Genomic DNA, 17,593 nt, shown 5'->3' on the forward strand with positions numbered 1-17,593 from the left:
TCATACCCGGGGAGTAGACCGACCACGAGCCGATGGATCACGGCGTGGCGGGCGCTGTCACCCGCCCCGGCCGGAGACGATGATGATGACGAGAGGACACGCAGATGAGCGGTGTACGGGTGCTGGTGGGGACGCGAAAGGGCGCCTTCGTGCTGACCTCGGACGGCAGTCGGAGGGACTGGACGGTCGAGGGGCCGCACTTCGGCGGCTGGGAGATCTTCCACCTCACCGGGTCGCCGGCCGATCCGGACCGGCTCTACGCCTCCCAGTCCGGCGGCTGGTTCGGCCAGCTGATCCAACGCTCGGACGACGGCGGCCGGACCTGGGCCACGGTCGGCAACGACTTCGCCTACGCCGGCGACGTCGGCGAACACCTCTGGTACGACGGCACCCCGCGCCCGTGGGAGTTCAAGCGCATCTGGCATCTCGAGCCGTCCCGCGACGACCCCGACACGCTGTACGCGGGCGCGGAGGACGCCGCCCTCTACGTCTCCGGCGACGGCGGCGGCAAGTGGACCGAGCTGACCGCCCTGCGTAACCACCCGAGCGGGCCGTCGTGGCAGCCCGGCGCCGGTGGCCTGTGCCTGCACACGATCATTCTCGACCCGGTGCGCCCGGGCCGGATCTACACCGCCGTCTCGGCGGCGGGCGCGTTCCGCAGCGACGACGCGGGCGCCAGTTGGCTGCCGATCAACAAGGGCCTGCGCTCGGGCGAGATCCCCGACCAGGACTCCGAGGTCGGCCACTGCGTGCACCACATCACCCAGCACCCGTCCCGGCCGGACACGCTGTTCATGCAGAAACACTGGGACGTCATGCGCAGTGACGACGCCGGGGCGAACTGGCGCGAGGTCAGCGGCGACCTGCCGTCGGACTTCGGCTTCCCGATCGCGGTGCACGCGCACGAGCCGGAGACCATCTACGTCGTGCCGATCAAGAGCGACTCCGAGCACTACCCGCCGGAGGGGAGGCTGCGCGTCTACCGCAGCCGCACCGGTGGCGACGAGTGGGAGCCGCTGACCGACGGGCTGCCGCAGGCCAACTGCTACGTCAACGTGTTGCGCGACGCGATGGCGGTCGACTCGCTGGAGGACTGCGGGATCTACTTCGGCACCACCGGTGGCCAGGTCTACCACTCCACCGACAGTGGCGACAGCTGGGCGCCGATCGTCCGGGACCTGCCGCCCGTGCTCTCCGTGGAAGTCCAGGTGCTGCCGTGATCCGGGTCGTCCTCCCGGCTCATCTGAAGAACCTCGCCCATGTGACCGGCGAGGTGCGGGTGGCGGTGGCCGGCCCCGGGCCGGCCACCCAACGCCTGGTGCTGGACGCCGTCGAGGCGCGGTACCCGATGCTGCTCGGCACCATCCGCGACCGGCACAGCGGCAAGCGCCGCGCCTTCGTCCGCTTCTACGCCTGCGAGGAGGACCTCTCCAACTCCCCGGCCGACGCACCACTGCCCGAGCGGGTGATCGCCGGCGACGAGCCGTTCATCATCCTCGGCGCGATGGCCGGGGGATAGCCGGACAGCCGACCGCGAGCGGAAGGCCGGCGGCGGCGGGCACTCAGACGCCGCGGGCGGACAGGGCCAGGCGCACCCGGTTGGGGCTGCCCGTCTTGGTCATCAGCGCGGTGATGTGGGTCTTCACCGTGGTGACGCCGATGTGCAGGCGCTCCGCGATCTCGGCGTTGGACAGACCCTCGGCGACCAACTCCAGCACCTGCTGCTCCCGGGCGGTCAGCCCGTCGACCGGTGGTGGTGTCTCGGCGCGCGCGTGCACCGCCCGATGTACCAGGCGGCGCAGCACCTCCGGGCTGAACGGGCTCTCGCCGCTCGCGGCCCGGCGCACCCCGTCCAGCAGGTCGGCCGGCGGGGCGTCCTTGAGCAGGAAACCGCAGGCGCCCGCGGTCAGCGCCGGATAGAGGTGGTCGTCGTCGCCGAACGTGGTCAGCACCAGGACGCGGACGGTGGGACGGTCGGCGAGGATGCGGCTGGTCGCGGAGATCCCGTCGACGCCCGGCATGCGCAGGTCCATCACCACCACGTCGGGGACGAGCCGAGCGGCGAGGGTGATCGCGTCACGGCCGTTGTCGGCCTCGCCGACCACCTCGATGTCGGGCTCGGACTCGCAGAGCATGCGCAGGCCCGTGCGGATGAGATGCTGGTCGTCGACCAACAGGACGCGGATCATGCCGGCTCCGTCGGTCGCGGCGCGGCCGGCAGCACGGTGCCCACCCGCCAACCCGTGCCCAACGGGCCGGCCGCCAGTTGCCCGCCGAGCACCTCGACCCGCTCGCGCATCCCGGTGAGGCCGTGGCCGCCGCCGACCGGCACCGAGGCCGGCACCCGGCCGCGCCCGTCGTCGACGACCTCCCAGTGGACGGCCCCGTCGACCACCCCGACCGACAGGCGGGCCACCGCGGCCGTGCCGGCATGCTTGGCCACGTTGGTCAGCGACTCCTGGGTGAGGCGGAGCACCGCCAGACCCCGCACCGCGTCGAGCGAACCGACCGCCGGATCGATGTCGGCCTCCACGGTGACACCGGACTGGCGGGCCCGGTCGACCGCCGCGCCGAGGGCGGCCGGCAGCGCCGCCGGGTCGATCGCGGTCAGCGCCGCGTCGGACCGCGCACCGTCGGGATCACGCAGCACCGCGACCAGCCGGCGCAGGTCGGCCAGAGCCGCGCTGCCCGTGCCGTGCACGTCGTCGAAGACCGCACCGACCCGCGGATCCAGGTCGGTCAGCACGTGCCGGGCCACGCCGACCCGCAGCACCATCGACGCCACGTGATGCGCGACCACGTCATGCAACTCCCGTGCGATGGCGCTGCGCTCGTCGGCCCGCGCGGCGCGGTTCTCCGATTCGCGCCGACGTTGCGCCTCCGCCACCCGCTGCTGCGCCTGCTGGGCGAGCTCCCGGGTGGTCCGGATGACCAGTCCGAGCAGCAGCGGAATGCCGACCTCGGGCAGCAGGCCGAAGACGCCGGAGAGAAAGCGCGGGAGCGGGTCGCCGATCGAGTCGGTCAGGTCGACCACGGCCAGCAGCCCGGCGGCCAGCCAGACGGTCCGGGTCCGGCGGGCCCGCATGGTCAGCTCCAGCAACGCCCAACTGGCGCCGACCTGGTTGATCGTGATGTCGTCGATGAGTTGGATCGTGACCGCCAGCAGCGCGGTCTGGACGACCAGGTTGACCAGCGGCCGGCGGTGGAACCACAGCCCGACGGCGAAGGCGAGCACCGCGAGGATCCACTGCGCGGTCGTCGGCGCGACGCCGCTCTTGGTTCCGAAGACCAGATATCCGACGCCGGAGAGGACCAGCAGCGCCATCCGCACGAGGGTGTCGCGCGCGTCGAACAGCCGCCCCACCCATCCCACGGCCTCAGCCTAGGCGGTGCGGCTCGGAGCGACGAATGGCCGGCGGCGGCATCCATCTGGTGCGCACCGCCAGGTAGGCGGCCAGACCGAGCGGGCCGAGCAGGATCGTCAGCACCAGCACCGGCGCCACGACCAGCGGCGGCACCCGCCGCTCCCGGCTGTCCAGCCACGCCCACCGGCCGACGAACAGGTCGAACGCGATCATGTGTGCCCAGGCCGCCGCCGCACCGTCGTCGGTGCCCAGCAGGTCGCGTACGGCGTCCAGGGTGGGCGACGCCACCGCCGGCAGGACCTCGCCGAGCGCCGGAAGCACCAGGATCGCGTAGATCGCCACGACGGGCGCGACGATCAGCGGCGACCGGATGACCCGGGCGGTGACGGACCAGTTCGGCAGCAGGATCATCAACGCCCAGAACGGGGCGGCCACCGCGAACGTCAGGGTGAACAACGTAGCGCTCATGCCGGCACTCCGCTGCGCTCCGTGCCGGCATGAGGCACGGTCTGATCCGCCGGGCGAGGTCGCCGGATCATCACGCCGCCGATCGCCGTCGCCGTCGCCACCAGCAGCACCGCCGTGGCGGCCAGGGTGTGCGCGTCCGGCCGCAGCAGTGGCTGACCGCGCAGCGCCTGCCAGGTGAGCAGGATCGTGAACGCACCGTACGCGACGCCCGCGACCATCAGCAGCCGCGCCCGGGTGCGCTCGTCCAGCCGGCCACCGGCGAACCTGCCCAGCAGCAGCGCCAGGATCGGCAACAATTGCATCCCGTGCAGTCCGACGAAATGCCCGATCCGCAGGTCTCCGCCGGTGGTGCTCCAGCCGACCAGCGGCAGCCCCGGCCCGCCGTCCGCCACGCCGACACTGTGCGCCCCGGCGATCCCCTCGACGGCGGGAGCCTGGCCGGGCAACGTCATCGGTATCGCGACCAGCATGCCGAGCAGCGCCAGGCCGAGCCCCAGGCCGATCGCGTACCGGCCGGCCCGGTCGGCGATCGGCTGCCGCAGCACCACGATGCCGATCACGAGGTGCGCGATGAACAGCACGATGATCGCCGTGCCCATCAGTTGCCACAGCGCGGCGTTCAGGCTGGAGGTCTCGTTGTAGTGGCTGGTGGTGCCGCGCAGCACCTGGCCGACGATGACGATCATCTCCACCACCGCCATGGCGACCACGACGGTGGCCGCCCACTCCGCGACCCGGCTGCGGCGGCGCAGCAGGGAGAGCAGCCAGGCCAGGGTGAGGCCGTACAACACGAAGGACACCGAGAACTTGAACGGCTTGAGCCAGATCGGCACGCCGGTCAGCACCCGCTGGTCGGCGACGATGCCGACCGCGCAGACGAGGGCGAGCACCGCCATCGCCGAGACGAAGACCATCAGGGGGCGGTGCCAGTGCGCCCGCCGGAACAGGTTGGCAGTCATGCCTGTAGATGCTGCTGGCCGCGGGCGCGGACGTCGCCCGACCGCGGGGCGCGGTTGCGGCCGGTGGTAGGGCCGCCGCCTCCTCCCTCGGTAGGAGAGGGGCGACCACCGAGCGGCTCCTGCACCCGGGCGTGACTAGCCAGGCGGTTGCTCTCCACGCCGACTGGCGCCGGTACGCGGGCGACGACCTGCTGGTGATCCTGGGCCAGGAGGTCACCACCCGGACCGGGCACTGGCTCGCCCTCGGCCTTGCTCCGGAGCAACTGGTCGACTGACGGTACGGCGGGTTCGGCAACAGCGACGCCCACCTCGCCGGCCAACTCGGCACACCACACACCGTGGTCTTCGCCGCGCTCATCGTAGACCCGCCGCTGCCCCGGCCTGCGTCAGCGAGGCGCGGTCGGAGGGCCGGGAACCTCGATCTGTTCGGCGAGGAACGCCTCGAAGGTCCGCGTGCCGGTGGTGGCGCCGTCGAGCGCCAGGTTCGCCCCGGCACGGTACGCGCGACCCGCCCGCCCCGGCATCCGGACCGGCAGCAGCAGCCGGCGCCGACCGGTGGCACGCAGGTAGCGGCGGATCAGCTCGTCCATCGCGTACACCCGGGGCCGGCCAGGTCGGGCACCCGGCCGGCCGGCGGTGCCAGCGTGAGTTCGGCGAGCCGGGTCGCGACGTCGCGGCCGTCCACCGGTTGCAGCCGGATCCCCGGGGTCGGGACCACCGGCAGCGCGGCCAGTTTCTGGGCAAGGGTCAGCACCAGCTCGTGGAGTTGGGCGGCGCGCAGGATCGTCCAGGGCAGTCCGGAGCCCGCGACCGCTTCCTCGGCGGCCAGCTTGGTGCGCAGCCAGCCGAGTGGCACCCGGTCGGCTCCGATGACCGAGATGAAGACCAGATGGCGTACGCGGGCCTGCTGTGCCGCCCGCACCAGCGTGCGGGCCACCTGGTCGTCGCCCTTCTGCCCACCGGCCAGGTGCAGGACGATCCCGGCGTCGCGCACCGCGTCGTCGACGCGGTCGCCGCTGGACAGGTCGGCGGTGACCTGTTCCACCCCGGTGCGGCCGGGCCGCCGTGGCGGCTGAGCACCCGCACCGGCTGCCGGGCCTCACGCAGCAGCGGCGTGACCAGCCGCCCGAGGGTGCCGGTGCCGCCGGTGACCAGGATCGGTGAGGTCATGGTGTCTCCCCGCGTCGGGACCGCACCGTGCGGGCGGTCGGCTACGTTCGTGGCGTCACCGGCTCGACCCCGCCGGCCCGGTCGATGTGACCGGGCCGCTGTCACATCCACGAGCCCGGCGGGGTCGAGTGGATGACGTCACCGGGAAGGGGAGCGGGATGGGTGGGTCCGCCTGGTCGGTCGAGCGGTTCGAGGAGCAGCGGCCCCAGCTGCGTGCGGTGGCCTACCGGATGCTCGGTTCCCTCGGCGAGGCCGACGACGCCGTGCAGGAGACCTGGCTACGCCTGTCCCGCACCGACGCCGACAAGGTGGACAACCTGGCCGCCTGGCTGACCACGGTGATCGCCCGGGTGTGCCTGAACATCCTGCGCACCCGTCAGCGCCGGGGCGAGGAGCCGCTCGACGTGCGGGTACCCGATCCGGTGGTCAGCCCCGCCGGCCCCGACGACCCCGAGCATGCCGCTGTGCTGGCCGACTCGGTCGGGTTGGCGCTGCTGGTGGTGCTCGACACGCTCGCCCCGGCGGAACGGCTGGCGTTCGTGCTGCACGACATGTTCGGGGTGCCCTTCGACGAGATCGCCCCGATGATCGAGCGGTCACCCGTCGCCGCGCGGCAGCTGGCCAGCCGGGCCCGGCGCCGGGTGCGCGGGCAGGCACCGCCGGCCGACACCGACCTGGCCCGTCAGCGTGACGTGGTCACCGCGTTCCTGGCCGCCGCCCGTGACGGTGACTTCGACCGGCTCGTCACGCTGCTGCACCCGGACGTCGTGCTGCGTGCCGACGGCGGCGCCACGCGCACCCGCCACACCACCGTGATCACCGGCGCGCCGGCCGTCGCCGCCCAGGCGACCACGTTCGGTCGGTTCTCACCGTTCGCGCGTCACGCCGTGATCAACGGCGGTGCCGGGGTGGTCGTCACCGCGGCCGGGCGTCCGCTCTCCGTCATGGCCTTCACCGTCAGCGGTGGACGCATCGCCGGGATCGACGTCATCGCCGACCCGGACCGGCTGCACCGGCTGGACCTCGCCGCCTTCACCGACTGACGCCCGCCCGGCCCGCAGGTCCACCGGCGGTGTCAGCGCACCCAGGCGTACGCCAGGGGTGCGCTGATGCCGTCCCAGGTGCCGGTCAGCGTGGCGTCACCCGAGGCGGGCACGGTGCCGGGTTTCCGGATCACCGCCAGCTCGGCGCCGTCGGTGACGATGACGGTCGGGTCCCCGTCGACCACCCGGTGCACCTTCCCGACGGCGGGGACGGCACCTCCCTCGGGCGCGTCGCTGGCGATGTCCATGCTGGGCGGACGCGCCTCACGCCGGCCGTCGACCTCGAAGTACTCCGCGGCCTGCCCGGCACCGGCCAGGACGGCGCCGGCCAGCCCGGCGGCGTAGGCCGGGTCGCCGGGCGCGTCGTAGATCCAGCGCCGGCCGAGCACCGAGTGCTCCATGGTGCCCACCAGCCGGTCGTCGGCACCCGGCAGCGGCGCGCCGCGGTAGGTCAGCGGCACCTGGTACACGGGCCCGTCGGCGACGCGCACCAGCAGCGTCTCGATCCCGACCTCACCGGCCGGGTCGTCGAACCGGTACGCGGCCACCCGCACCACCTCGGTGCCGGCCTCGCCTTCGTACCAGTCGCGGGTCGGCAGCCATGTCGCGAGCAGTTCGAGTTTGGTGGGGTGCAGTTCCGCCCGGTGTAACAACGCCATGCGCCGCATCGTACGCACCGCACCGCCCCCGACGTGCGCGGCTTCCGCGGACGCCGCCGGGTGTGCGGGCGCCGTCGGCGGGTACCCGCCGGCTTTCGACGACGGGAGCCGGTGATGGCCGACGAGGCGCCGGACTACTTCCAGCCCGAGGGCGGGCTGGTCCTCACCCACCTGCTGATCGTCCGGGACGTGGACCGTTCCCGGGAGTTCTACCGCCGGGTGCTGGGTGCCACGGTGGTGCGTGAGCGCCAGCCGGCCGTCCTGCGCCTGCAGAACGGCTACATCGTGATCAACGACGAGGGTGGCCCGACCGACGACAAGCCGGGCGTCCGGGCCCAGGCGCCGGCTGATCGGAACACGCTCAGCGGTGCGATGAACATCAGGGTCACCGATGTGCGCGCCGTCTACGAGCGGTGGCGCACCCGAGGCGGGGAGTTCCTGACCGAGCCGAAGGACCACGGCGTGGAGATCCGCTGCTACCTGCGGGATCCGGACGGCTACCTGATCGAGGTCGGGCAGGCGACCGGGATCCTCGCCGAGCAGGGTCGGGCCGGCTGAGCGACCCACCGACAAATCCGAGGAGGAGCGCATGACCCAGCAGAAGCACGAGTCGGACAGCCAGCCCCGGCTGCACCAGCACGGCCGGGAGATCCAGGCGTTCGGCACCGTCCGGCAGTTGCCGGTCGCCCTGCCCTACAACACCCGGATGTACGCGTGCGAGCGGCTGAACCGGATCCTCGCCGACACGCGCATCCTGTACTCGCTCTACAAGAAGCACCACTGGCTCATGCGCGGGCCGACCTTCTACCAACTCCACCTGCTGTTGGACAAGCACGCCGCGGAGCAGCTCGAACTGGTCGACATGGTCGCCGAGCGGATCCAGACCCTGGGCGGGATCGCCGTGGGGGACCCGCGGCACGTGGCCGAGCTGACCCGGATCCCGCGCCCGCCGGACGGTGCCGAGGAGGTGCCGGCGATGTTGTCGCGCCTGCTGGAAGCGCACGAGACGATCCTCACCGACGCGCACGACGCGGCGGCGCGGGTGGCCGAGGGCGGCGACGACGGCAGCAACGACCTGCTGGTGTCCAACGTCATCCGCACCAACGAGTTGCAGACCTGGTTCATCGCCGAACACCTCGTGGACACGCCCGTCGTGTCGACCTGATCACGCGGGCGATGCCGGGGAGCCAGCTCGGCGCCGCCGATGGCGGTGCCGAGATGGTCGAGTACGCGACCCTTGTACGAATCTGCTTCATGTGCCTAGCATCCGAAAATAAGAGAGACGGCAATAGGGCGGTGGCGGCGAGGCGGGTCCTGGCCGACGACGACAACGCCGCCAACCGAAGCGCCAGGGCGCGCCGCAGCCCCGCCAGTCCTATTGCCGGTCTCTCTAAGCGGATGTAACAGGGTTCGGCCGGTCCGCTGAGCGCACCCTGTGGAGAGAGGCACCCCTTCGTGAAGATCGTCGCCGCCGACGTCATCGTCTCCAGCCCCGACCGCAACTTCGTCACCCTGAAGCTCACCACCGAGGACGGCATCACCGGGCTCGGCGACGGCACGCTCAACGGACGCGAGCTCTCGGTGGCCTCGTACCTGCGCGACCACCTGGTGCCGCTGCTGCTCGGGCGGGACGCGCACCGCATCGAGGACACCTGGCAGTTCCTCTACCGCTCGGCGTACTGGCGCCGCGGGCCGGTCACCATGGCCGCCATCGCCGCGGTCGACGTCGCGCTCTGGGACATCAAGGCCAAGGCCGCCGGCATGCCGCTCTACCAGCTGCTCGGCGGCGCGTCGCGGGCCGGCATCATGGCGTACGGCCACGCCTCCGGCCGCGACCTGCCGGAGCTGTTCGACTCGATCCGCGCCCACCTCGACCAGGGCTTCCGGTCGATCCGGGTGCAGACCTCGGTGCCCGGCATCAACGCCGTCTACGGCGTGGCCACCCAGACCGGTGCCGACGGCAGGCGCTACGACTACGAGCCGGCCCGGCGCATCCCGCTGCCGGCCGAGGAGGACTGGGACAGCCGCGCGTACCTGCGTCACCTGCCGGGGGTCTTCGAGGCGGTCCGCAACGAGTTCGGCCCGGAGCTGCCACTGCTGCACGACGGGCACCACCGGATGACCCCGATCCAGGCCGCCAGGCTGGGCAAGGCCCTCGAACCGTACGACCTGTTCTGGCTGGAGGACTGCACCCCCGCGGAGAACCAGCAGGCGCTGCGGCTGGTCCGCCAGCACACCACCACGCCGCTGGCCATCGGCGAGGTCTTCAACACCGTCTGGGACTACCAGACCCTGATCTCCGAACAGCTGATCGACTACGTCCGCTCCGCCGTCACCCACACCGGCGGCATCACCGCGATGCGCAAGTTGCTCGACTTCGCCGCCCAGTACCAGATCAAGTCGGGCATCCACGGCCCGACCGACATCTCGCCGGTCGGCATGGCCGCCGCGCTGCACCTGGACCTGGCCATCCACAACTTCGGCATCCAGGAGTACATGCGCCACGGGCCGCTCACCGACGAGGTGTTCCGCCAGTCGTTCACGTTCGTCGACGGTTACCTGCACCCCGGCGAGCAGCCCGGTCTCGGCGTGAAACTGGACGAAGAGGCCGCCGCGCGGTTCCCGTACGTGCCGGCGTACCTGCCGTTCAACCGGCTCAGGGACGGCACCGTCCACGACTGGTGACCTGCCTAGCAGACGCGGAGGTGGGGTGGGGGATTTTTCGTGTTCCGCGGGTCGGTCGGCGCCTCGGGGGCCACCATCAGACGCAGCGACGGGATGCGACGGCGGGTGGGCGGGCGTGCGCGAGACAGCGGTTGAGCCGATCGTCGGCGGCGACGATGGCAGCCTGGCTGAGCAGGTGTGGCGCAACGCGGCCGAGGATCCGGACACGGTGCAGTTCATCCGCCCGGACCCGGACCCCCGGTCGTGGCCGGTCCGCCGCTCCGGACGTGGCGGCGCCCTGCCGGTGAGCTGCCGGCAGTTCCGCGACGACGTGCTCGCCGTGGCCCGCGGTCTGCTCGCCGCCGGGGTCGCCCACGGCGATCGGATCGGTCTGCTCAGCCGCACCCGCTACGAGTGGACGCTCGTCGACTACGCGCTCTGGTCGGTCGGCGCGGTCACCGTGCCGATTTACGACACCTCCAGCGTCGACCAGGTCCGCTGGATCCTCGGCGACTCCGGTGCGGTCGGCTGCGTGGTGGAGACCGCCGACCACGCCATCACGGTGGAGGGCCTGCGACCGGACCTGCCGTCGTTGCGGCGGACCTGGCGCATCGACGCCGGTGGTCTGATCGAGCTGGCCGCACAGGGCCGCCAGGTCGACGCTGGCGAGGTCGATGCGCGCCGGGACGCGGTGACCGGTGCCGACATGGCCACGATCGTCTACACCAGCGGCACCACCGGCCCGCCGAAGGGTTGCGTGCTGACCCACCGCAACATCTCCACCGACATCGGTAACGCCACCGCGGTGCTGCCGCAGCTGCTGCACCCGGGCGCGTCGACGGTGCTGTTCCTGCCGCTGGCGCACGCCTTCGCCCGGCTGATCCAGGTCGGCATGGTGCACAACCGCGCCTGCATGGTGCACAGTGCCGACGTCTCCGGGGTGCTCGACCAACTGCGCCGGTTCCGGCCCACCTTCATCCTCGCCGTGCCCCGGATGTTCGAGAAGATGCACGACCAGGCCCGGCGCTCCGCCGAGGACACGCACCGGGGATGGCTGTTCAGCCTCGCCGAGCGGGCGGCGGTGCGGTACAGCCGGGGTCTGGACACACCGACCGGGCCGGGAGCGCCGCTGCGCCTGGCGCACCTGCTGTTCGACCTGGTTGCGTACCGGAAGCTGCGCAGCGCGCTCGGCGGACGGTGCCGGCTGGCCATCGTGGGCGGTGCGCCGCTGGGGGAGCGGCTGGGACACTTCTTCCGTGGCGCGGGAATCACGGTGCTGGAGGGCTACGGGCTGACCGAGACCTCACCGGCGCTGGCGGCGAACCTGCCGACGGCGATGCGGATCGGCACGGTGGGCCGGCCGCTGCCCGGGGTGCGGATCCGGGTCACCGACGACCGGGAGATCCACGCCCAGGGCGAGGTCGTCTTCACCGGCTACTGGAACAATCCGGCGGCCACCCGGGAGACGCTGACCGCCGACGGCTGGCTGCGCACCGGCGACCTCGGCCAGCTCGACGACGACGGTTTCCTGCGGATCACCGGCCGTACGAAGGAGATCATGGTCACCGCCGCCGGCAAGAACATCGCGCCGGCCCCGATCGAGGAACGCATCCGGGCGCATCCGCTGGTCAGCCAGGTCATGCTCGTCGGGGACGGGCGCCCGTACGTCGCCGCGCTGGTCTCCGTGGACCCGCAGGGCTGGCAACGATGGCGGGATCAGCACGGGCAGCCCGGGGCGTCCGTGGCCAAGCTGCGCGATGACCCGCAACTGCGTGGTGCGATCCAGGAGGCGGTCGACGAGGCCAACCGGACGGTCTCCCATGCCGAGCAGGTCAAGACCTTCCGGATCCTGCCCCGGGACCTCACCGAGGCCGACGGGGAACTCACCCCCACCCTGAAGATCAAGCGGGACGCGGTGCAGGACCACTTCGCCGACGACATCGCCGCCCTCTATCGCGGCCACTGATGCGGACTGTCACCCGACCCGACGGGTCGCCGGCCGGTGGTGATCGGCAGCGCGCTGTCCCGGACCGGGCGCCTGCCCAACTGTACGCGGGGGTGCCCGCGGGGTGGCTCATCGGGCGGGCTGCCAGCCGGGACGGCGTAGAGCACGGCGGGGATCATGCTCGACTGTCCTTTCTGGTGGGAGCGGTGAGTGCGGCGGTGAGCAGGGTCCGGGCCTGCTCGGCGGCCTCGGCGTCGCGTCCGTCGGCGATGGCCTCCGCCAGCCGGCGGTGCCCGGCGACATCGAGCAACTCGGCGGACCGTCGCTGCGGCGGCACCTCGGCCACCGCCAGGGCACCGGCGACCAGGCTGTTGAAGGCCAACAGGTAGGCGGTGTTGCCGCAGCCGTGCAGGATCTGCCGCCACAGGGCGATGTTGGCCGCACCCATCGCGGTCAGGTCGGGGGCGAGGCCGGCGTACTCCTCGACCGCCTGCCCGATCCGCCGACGGGCCGCGCCGTCGGCGCGGCGGGCGCAGAGCCGGGCGGCGTCCACGCCGATGCAGGCCCGCATGTCCATCATGTCGCGGACCAGCGCGGCGACCGGGAGGACGTCACCGGACTGCACCAGGGACAGGGCGAGGTCCAGACCGGCGTGCACCCGCCAGTCCAGCACCCGGGTCGCCCCGCCCTGACTGACCCGGAGCAGGCCCAGTTGCTGCAACCGGCGCAGCGCCTCGCGGACCGCGTGCCGGTTCACCTGGAACGCGGCGGCCAGTTCCCGTTCACCGGGCAGGGTGTCGTCGGTGTGGTAGGCGCCGCTGACGATCGCGTCGCGCAGCTGGCCGAAGACGAGGTCCGACACGGAGGCGCGGATGACGGGGACGAAGGCCATGCCGGGAAGTGTGGGCCAGCGCATATCAACCCGTCAACTGGTTGTACCAGTGTGGCCGCCGGCAACACGCCCAGCACTCTGTGGTCGGGGTATCGCCGTGGGTTAAAGTGCGTTCGTAGCTGGTGGCGGTCGGGTACGGGAGGCGCCGGTGACGAGTCGATGGCGTGGCCCACTCGTCCGCGCGGCGATACGGCTGGGCTTCCTGGCCGCGGTCGCCACCGCGGCCTGGGCCGCCTACGACGTCGCGACGGCGGTTCCCGGGTATGCCGCCGAGGAACCGCCGGCCGGCATCGGGGACGCACCCGCAGCCGACCAGGACCGGCTTGGCGAACGCGCCGCCGACCTGATCGGGGCCGTCCTTGCCCCGGTGGTCGCCGCCGACCGCCCGGCCCGGGAGCCGCCCCGGCCAGCGGCCTCCGGCCCGTCCGAGCAGCCCACGCCGCCACGGCGGTCGGCGGACGCGGCGCCACCCCTGAGATCGACGCCCCGCCCGTCGTGCCCCCGGCCGCGCAGCGACGGTCCGAGCGGCCGGCACCGGTCCGCGGCGACGACCGGGCGTTGGCGGCGCCCCGGCGGGTGGTGGCGCTCGTCGACATGGTGCCCGACGGGGCCGCCGCCCCGGCCACCGCGGGACCGCCGGCCGATCCACTCGCCGCCGTGCTGAGCCAACTGCTGGGCCCCCGGGCGTCGCTGCTCGACCCGGTCGTGACCGAGCTGGATCCGCTGCTCCAGGACCTCGCGCCGATCCTCGGCCCGCTCGACCCGGTGCTCGACCTCCTGGATCCCGTCGTCACCACGCCCCAACCGGCCCCGCCCACGTCCGATCCCGATCCGGCCCCCCAACCGGCCCCGGATCCCGCCGTGCCGCCGTCGTCACCACCGGCCGAGACGCTCCCGCCCGCAGCGCGGGACCTCGCCGACCAACCCCCGCAGGCCGGAAACCTCGCCGGCGCCACCACGCGCCCCCTCCAGGACCGGTCCGGGTTCTCCCCGTCGCCAGAACCGCTCGGCCGGGCGGCCGTCGAGAACGGCCCGGACAGCCCGGACCCGCAGGTCGATCCCGCCCCGGGCCAGGCGCCCGTCTCGCCGGCCCCCGGCACGAGCGGCGTCGACCTGACTCCGACCCCCACGCCACCGACGCCGCCGCCCCGACCGGCTGGGCGCCGCCGGCGGTCCAGAGCGGATTGTCGCGGGCGGCACCGGAGCAGGTCCTCCCCTCGCGATCCCCACGCCCTCGGAGCCGGCCGGCCTGACCCTGGTGGACGTGATGCGCCGTGCTGCCGTGACCGTGGCGGCCACCCGGCGCGACATCCGACGGCCGCCGTTCGCGGTCCCGCGTCACCGCCCGCCCGCCGCCCGCACTCGTCCCCGCGGCGCCGGTCCGGCCCTTTCTTGCTGACTTTCGTCTGACCAGGAGTTCTCATGCACGTCACCCTGCCGGTCGACCGCGCCCGATGGCGCGACATCGACTGGATCGTCGACCTCGTAACCGCCACCGCCGTCCCGACCACCCTCGCCGCCTGGCTCGTGCCCGACGAGCGGCGGCGTGCCGCGACGATCGCCGCAGTGGCCCGCATCTGGATCGAACACGCCCTGCTGTTCGGCGACGCGTTCCTGCTGAAGGACGGGACCGCCGCCACCGTCTGGTTCCACCGCTACCGCCCGATTCCGCCTCCACCGCGCTACGACGACCGCCTCGACGATGCCTGCGGCGCCGAGGCCGCCCGCTTCCGCCGGCTCGATCACCTGCTCGCCGCGCGGCGCCCGGAGGAGCCCCACAACCACCTCGCGTTCCTCGCCGCACCACCGGACGCCGCCCGCACCGCGCAGGCAGCGGCGGTCCTCGCCGGCAGCCACCGGTGGATGGACAACCTCGGCCTGCCGGCCTACACCGAGGTGCACGACAGCGCCGACCTCGGCCTCTACCGGCGGCTCGGCTACCGCGGCCGGCGCCGGGTGTCACGGCCCGACGGGGCCGCGGTGGACCTGCTCTGGCGGCCGGTGCCGTCGGTCCGGCTCCGCGGCCCGAACTGCCCGACGTCGCGGGCCGACCCCGCCGGGTGCGCACCGGCGCCCCGGCTGGCCGTGGCCGGCTCCAGCGGCGGTGCCCCGGCTGCCGGTGATGCCGCCCAGCGGGCACGGGTGGATTCGCCGCTCGCGCCGGGCTTCGGCACGCCCCGGCGCAACGGCGACCCGTGCCCGCTGGCTCACGGGTCGGGCAGCAGCGGCATCTCCCGCCCGGTGTCGTGGCCAGCGCGTGCCGGGCCGCCATCGGCGCGACAGGACCTACACCCCGGTATCCAGCCACCTGCGGCCAGCGGCGGATCGGCCGGGCCCGGTCCACGCCGGACGGCAGGCGTTGACCGAGGGTGCTACCAGTGACAATGTGTCCATGACCGACCACGCCGGGCCGCCGGCCGCGGTGGCGACAATGACCAGTGTGTCCGGCAGCACTGTCCGAACGCGCGTGGCGCGGGGAGCGACGACATGATCGGTTGGCAGGTTTCCGGCTACACCCCGGTCCGTCGGCTCGGCGCCGGTGCCTCCGGCAGCGTCGACCTCGCCGTCCACGACGCCACCGGTACTCCGGTGGCGATCAAGTACCTGGCCGGCCGGCCCGGCGACGAGGTGTCCCGGGACGCCTTCCGGGACGAGGCACGGCTGCTGGCCGACATCGATGACCCGTACGTCTGCCGTCTCTACGAATATGTGGAGGCGCCCGGCGGCGCGGCCATCGTGATGGAACTGGTCAACGGCGTCTCGCTGCGCCAGATGCTGCGCGCCCAGGGCCCGACCACGCCGGAGGCGGCGCTGTGCGTACTCAAGGGCTCGCTCGCGGGGCTCGCCGCGGCCCACCTGCACGGCGTGGTGCATCGCGACTACAAGCCGGAGAACGTGCTGGTCACCGCCGAGGGAGCGAGCAAGCTCGCCGACTTCGGCATCGCCATGCCGGTTGGGACCAGCTCCGGCGGCAGCGTCACCGGCACCCCGCGCTACATGGCCCCCGAGCAGTGGACCGGTGCTCCCGCCAGCCCGGCCGGCGACATCTACGCGGCCACCGCGACCTTCTTCGAGTGCCTCACCGGCCATCCACCGTACGACGGGAGGGACCTGGCCACCCTGCGTCAACAGCACGCCCGTGCGCCGATTCCCACCGATCCGGCACCGCGCCCGGTGCACGGCCTGCTGCGTCACGGGATGTCCAAGCGTCCCGACGACCGGCCGCAGCCCGCGCAGATCTTCCTGGCCACCCTGGAACAGGTGGCCGCCGGCGCGTACGGCGCGGACTGGGAGGATCGCGGGCTGCGGGAGTTGGCCCGGCGGGCGGCGCTGCTGGCCGCCCTCTTCCCGTTCCCGGACGGCACCGGCGGCGCCGTCAGCGTGGCCAGCACGGCGCTCGGCGCGTCCACCCCGCCGCCCGGCGGCGACGGCTCCGGTGCGCCCGCGTCCCGGCGCACCGGACGGGCCCGAGCGGCGCTGGTCGGGAGTGGGCTGGTGGCGGCGTTGCTGGTCGGTGGTGCCGGGCTGAGCTACGCCGCGAAGGACGAACCACCGGCGGCCGTGGGAACGGCCACCGAGGCCAGCACGGACCTGACCGGCGGCCTCGCCCCGCCCGGCGTCCCCGTCACGCCGACGTCCACCCCGGACGGACCGGCGACCGCCACCCCGGCACACCGCCCGTCCCGACCGCAGGCGGCACCGACCCGACCGACGGCGCCTCCGCCTCGCCCGGGCCGAGGCCGTCGGTGACCCCCACCGGCGACACCCCCGTACCCACGCCGGTGCCCAGCCCGTCGACCAGCTCCAGCCCGTCGACCAGCTCCAGCCCGGCACCGCCGCGGGACGTCACCGCGCCCACCGTCGACGGGGTCGCGGCTGGTCCGACCGAACTGGACCCGACCGGCTGCCCGTTCGGGCCCACGACGAGCACCATCACCGCCCTGGTCGCCGACGACCGCACGGCCCCGGGCGAGCTGCGGGTCCGCTTCCGCTACCTGTTGGAGAAGCGGTCGTACGAGCAGCGCATGAGCCCGCTGCGCGGGGGCGAGTTCCGGGGGCTGCTCGGGGACCTGTCCCGTCCCGGCTCCACCACCCGGATCCCCGTGGCGGTCATTGCCACCGACGCCGCCGGCAACACCACCACGGGCTCGACGGTGTACGTGACGCTCTACTCGTTCTGCACACCCGGCTGACCCGGCTACCCGCCGCAAGCACGGGCGCTCCCCGCACGCAGACCCACGATGACCCAGGAGAGGCAGCCGTGACCCAGCCGGACGACGCCACCGAGGCCCTGCCCACCCAACGGGTACCGGCTCAGCCGGCCGTCAGCACCCAGCCTGGTCGCACCCCACCTGCGGACATACCGGCGGACGCGCCGACGGTGTCGTTGGGTGGTGCCGAGCCGACGGTGTCGTTGGGTGGTGCCGA

General features: G+C 73.3%; 19 protein-coding genes and 1 pseudogene. 11 read left to right on the forward strand and 9 right to left on the reverse strand.

Annotation, left to right across the window (positions count from 1 at the left end):
* The first annotated feature begins 104 nt into the window (after positions 1–104).
* Both KIF24_RS13590 and KIF24_RS13595 read left to right on the forward strand, forming a co-directional pair.
* Positions 105–1,220: a WD40/YVTN/BNR-like repeat-containing protein gene (locus tag KIF24_RS13590; RefSeq protein WP_221084356.1), complete on the forward strand. Its 1,116-nt coding sequence runs from the start codon at positions 105–107 to the stop codon at positions 1,218–1,220.
* Positions 1,217–1,519 carry a MoaD/ThiS family protein gene (locus KIF24_RS13595; protein ID WP_221084357.1) on the forward strand — a complete coding sequence of 101 codons (303 nt, stop codon included), beginning with the start codon at positions 1,217–1,219 and terminating at the stop codon, positions 1,517–1,519. The genes KIF24_RS13590 and KIF24_RS13595 overlap by 4 nt, the downstream gene beginning before the upstream one ends.
* Before the next feature lie 43 nt (positions 1,520–1,562).
* Here the strand turns inward: KIF24_RS13595 and KIF24_RS13600 are convergent, their stop codons facing one another.
* Genes KIF24_RS13600 through KIF24_RS13615 form a run of 4 tightly spaced genes read right to left on the reverse strand, consistent with a single transcriptional unit; the run spans position 1,563 to position 4,792 of the window.
* A complete protein-coding gene (locus KIF24_RS13600) occupies positions 1,563–2,189 on the reverse strand; it encodes a response regulator transcription factor (RefSeq protein WP_221084358.1) in 627 nt (208 codons plus the stop codon).
* Complete coding sequence (locus tag KIF24_RS13605; RefSeq protein ID WP_221084359.1) at positions 2,186–3,373, reverse strand: sensor histidine kinase; 1,188 nt, start codon at positions 3,371–3,373, stop codon at positions 2,186–2,188. The genes KIF24_RS13600 and KIF24_RS13605 overlap by 4 nt, the downstream gene beginning before the upstream one ends.
* A 4-nt stretch (positions 3,374–3,377) precedes the next feature.
* Positions 3,378–3,833: an ABA4-like family protein gene (locus KIF24_RS13610; RefSeq protein ID WP_221084360.1), complete on the reverse strand. Its 456-nt coding sequence runs from the start codon at positions 3,831–3,833 to the stop codon at positions 3,378–3,380.
* Positions 3,830–4,792 (reverse strand): hypothetical protein, encoded by a 963-nt coding sequence (locus KIF24_RS13615; protein ID WP_230415569.1) that lies wholly within the window; start codon positions 4,790–4,792, stop codon positions 3,830–3,832. Before KIF24_RS13615 ends, KIF24_RS13610 begins: the two co-directional genes overlap by 4 nt.
* Before the next feature lie 8 nt (positions 4,793–4,800).
* On the opposite strand from KIF24_RS13615, the pseudogene KIF24_RS35065 reads away from it, so the two are divergent.
* Positions 4,801–5,064: pseudogene (locus KIF24_RS35065) on the forward strand (hypothetical protein); the annotation flags it as partial.
* A 114-nt stretch (positions 5,065–5,178) separates the two neighbouring features.
* Here KIF24_RS35065 and KIF24_RS32785 read toward each other — a convergent pair.
* Positions 5,179–5,382 (reverse strand): hypothetical protein, encoded by a 204-nt coding sequence (locus KIF24_RS32785; protein ID WP_230415573.1) that lies wholly within the window; start codon positions 5,380–5,382, stop codon positions 5,179–5,181.
* Positions 5,370–5,837: an SDR family oxidoreductase gene (locus KIF24_RS32790; RefSeq protein ID WP_331461117.1), complete on the reverse strand. Its 468-nt coding sequence runs from the start codon at positions 5,835–5,837 to the stop codon at positions 5,370–5,372. Before KIF24_RS32790 ends, KIF24_RS32785 begins: the two co-directional genes overlap by 13 nt.
* Before the next feature lie 283 nt (positions 5,838–6,120).
* On the opposite strand from KIF24_RS32790, the gene sigJ reads away from it, so the two are divergent.
* A complete protein-coding gene (gene sigJ, locus KIF24_RS13630; RefSeq protein ID WP_221084361.1) occupies positions 6,121–7,005 on the forward strand; it encodes an RNA polymerase sigma factor SigJ in 885 nt (294 codons plus the stop codon).
* A 32-nt stretch (positions 7,006–7,037) separates the two neighbouring features.
* Here sigJ and KIF24_RS13635 read toward each other — a convergent pair whose 3' ends face one another.
* Complete coding sequence (locus KIF24_RS13635) at positions 7,038–7,664, reverse strand: CG0192-related protein (RefSeq protein ID WP_221084362.1); 627 nt, start codon at positions 7,662–7,664, stop codon at positions 7,038–7,040.
* 114 nt (positions 7,665–7,778) lie between these two features.
* Between KIF24_RS13635 and KIF24_RS13640 the strand changes: the two genes are divergently transcribed.
* The 4 genes from KIF24_RS13640 to KIF24_RS13655 all read left to right on the forward strand — a co-directional run bounded on the left by KIF24_RS13640 (position 7,779) and on the right by KIF24_RS13655 (position 12,294).
* The gene (locus KIF24_RS13640) at positions 7,779–8,222 is read left to right on the forward strand and encodes a VOC family protein (protein ID WP_221084363.1); all 444 of its coding nucleotides are present in this window, start codon (positions 7,779–7,781) and stop codon (positions 8,220–8,222) included.
* A 31-nt stretch (positions 8,223–8,253) separates the two neighbouring features.
* Positions 8,254–8,829, forward strand: a complete 576-nt coding sequence (locus KIF24_RS13645) for a Dps family protein (protein WP_221084364.1) — start codon at positions 8,254–8,256, stop codon at positions 8,827–8,829.
* Positions 8,830–9,119: 290 nt separating this feature from the next.
* Positions 9,120–10,349, forward strand: a complete 1,230-nt coding sequence (gene manD / locus KIF24_RS13650) for a D-mannonate dehydratase ManD (RefSeq protein ID WP_221084365.1) — start codon at positions 9,120–9,122, stop codon at positions 10,347–10,349.
* A 115-nt stretch (positions 10,350–10,464) separates the two neighbouring features.
* Entirely contained in the window at positions 10,465–12,294 is a 1,830-nt protein-coding gene (locus KIF24_RS13655; RefSeq protein ID WP_221084366.1) for an AMP-dependent synthetase/ligase, read from the forward strand.
* A gap of 154 nt (positions 12,295–12,448) precedes the next feature.
* Here KIF24_RS13655 and KIF24_RS13660 read toward each other — a convergent pair whose 3' ends face one another.
* Both KIF24_RS13660 and KIF24_RS13665 read right to left on the reverse strand, forming a co-directional pair.
* A complete protein-coding gene (locus tag KIF24_RS13660) occupies positions 12,449–13,165 on the reverse strand; it encodes a FadR/GntR family transcriptional regulator (RefSeq protein ID WP_221084367.1) in 717 nt (238 codons plus the stop codon).
* A gap of 234 nt (positions 13,166–13,399) precedes the next feature.
* Positions 13,400–13,969: a hypothetical protein gene (locus KIF24_RS13665; RefSeq protein ID WP_221084368.1), complete on the reverse strand. Its 570-nt coding sequence runs from the start codon at positions 13,967–13,969 to the stop codon at positions 13,400–13,402.
* 618 nt (positions 13,970–14,587) lie between these two features.
* Here KIF24_RS13665 and KIF24_RS32795 point away from each other — a divergent pair.
* From KIF24_RS32795 to KIF24_RS32800, 3 genes are all read left to right on the forward strand, one after another.
* Positions 14,588–15,547: a hypothetical protein gene (locus KIF24_RS32795; protein ID WP_230415575.1), complete on the forward strand. Its 960-nt coding sequence runs from the start codon at positions 14,588–14,590 to the stop codon at positions 15,545–15,547.
* Between the two features lie 105 nt (positions 15,548–15,652).
* Positions 15,653–16,915 (forward strand): serine/threonine-protein kinase, encoded by a 1,263-nt coding sequence (locus KIF24_RS13675; RefSeq protein WP_230415577.1) that lies wholly within the window; start codon positions 15,653–15,655, stop codon positions 16,913–16,915.
* Positions 16,912–17,358 (forward strand): hypothetical protein, encoded by a 447-nt coding sequence (locus tag KIF24_RS32800; RefSeq protein ID WP_230415579.1) that lies wholly within the window; start codon positions 16,912–16,914, stop codon positions 17,356–17,358. The genes KIF24_RS13675 and KIF24_RS32800 overlap by 4 nt, the downstream gene beginning before the upstream one ends.
* Positions 17,359–17,593 lie beyond the last annotated feature (235 nt).

Source organism: Micromonospora tarapacensis (genome assembly GCF_019697375.1).
In the GTDB taxonomy this organism is placed as follows: Bacteria; Actinomycetota; Actinomycetes; order Mycobacteriales; family Micromonosporaceae; genus Micromonospora; species Micromonospora tarapacensis.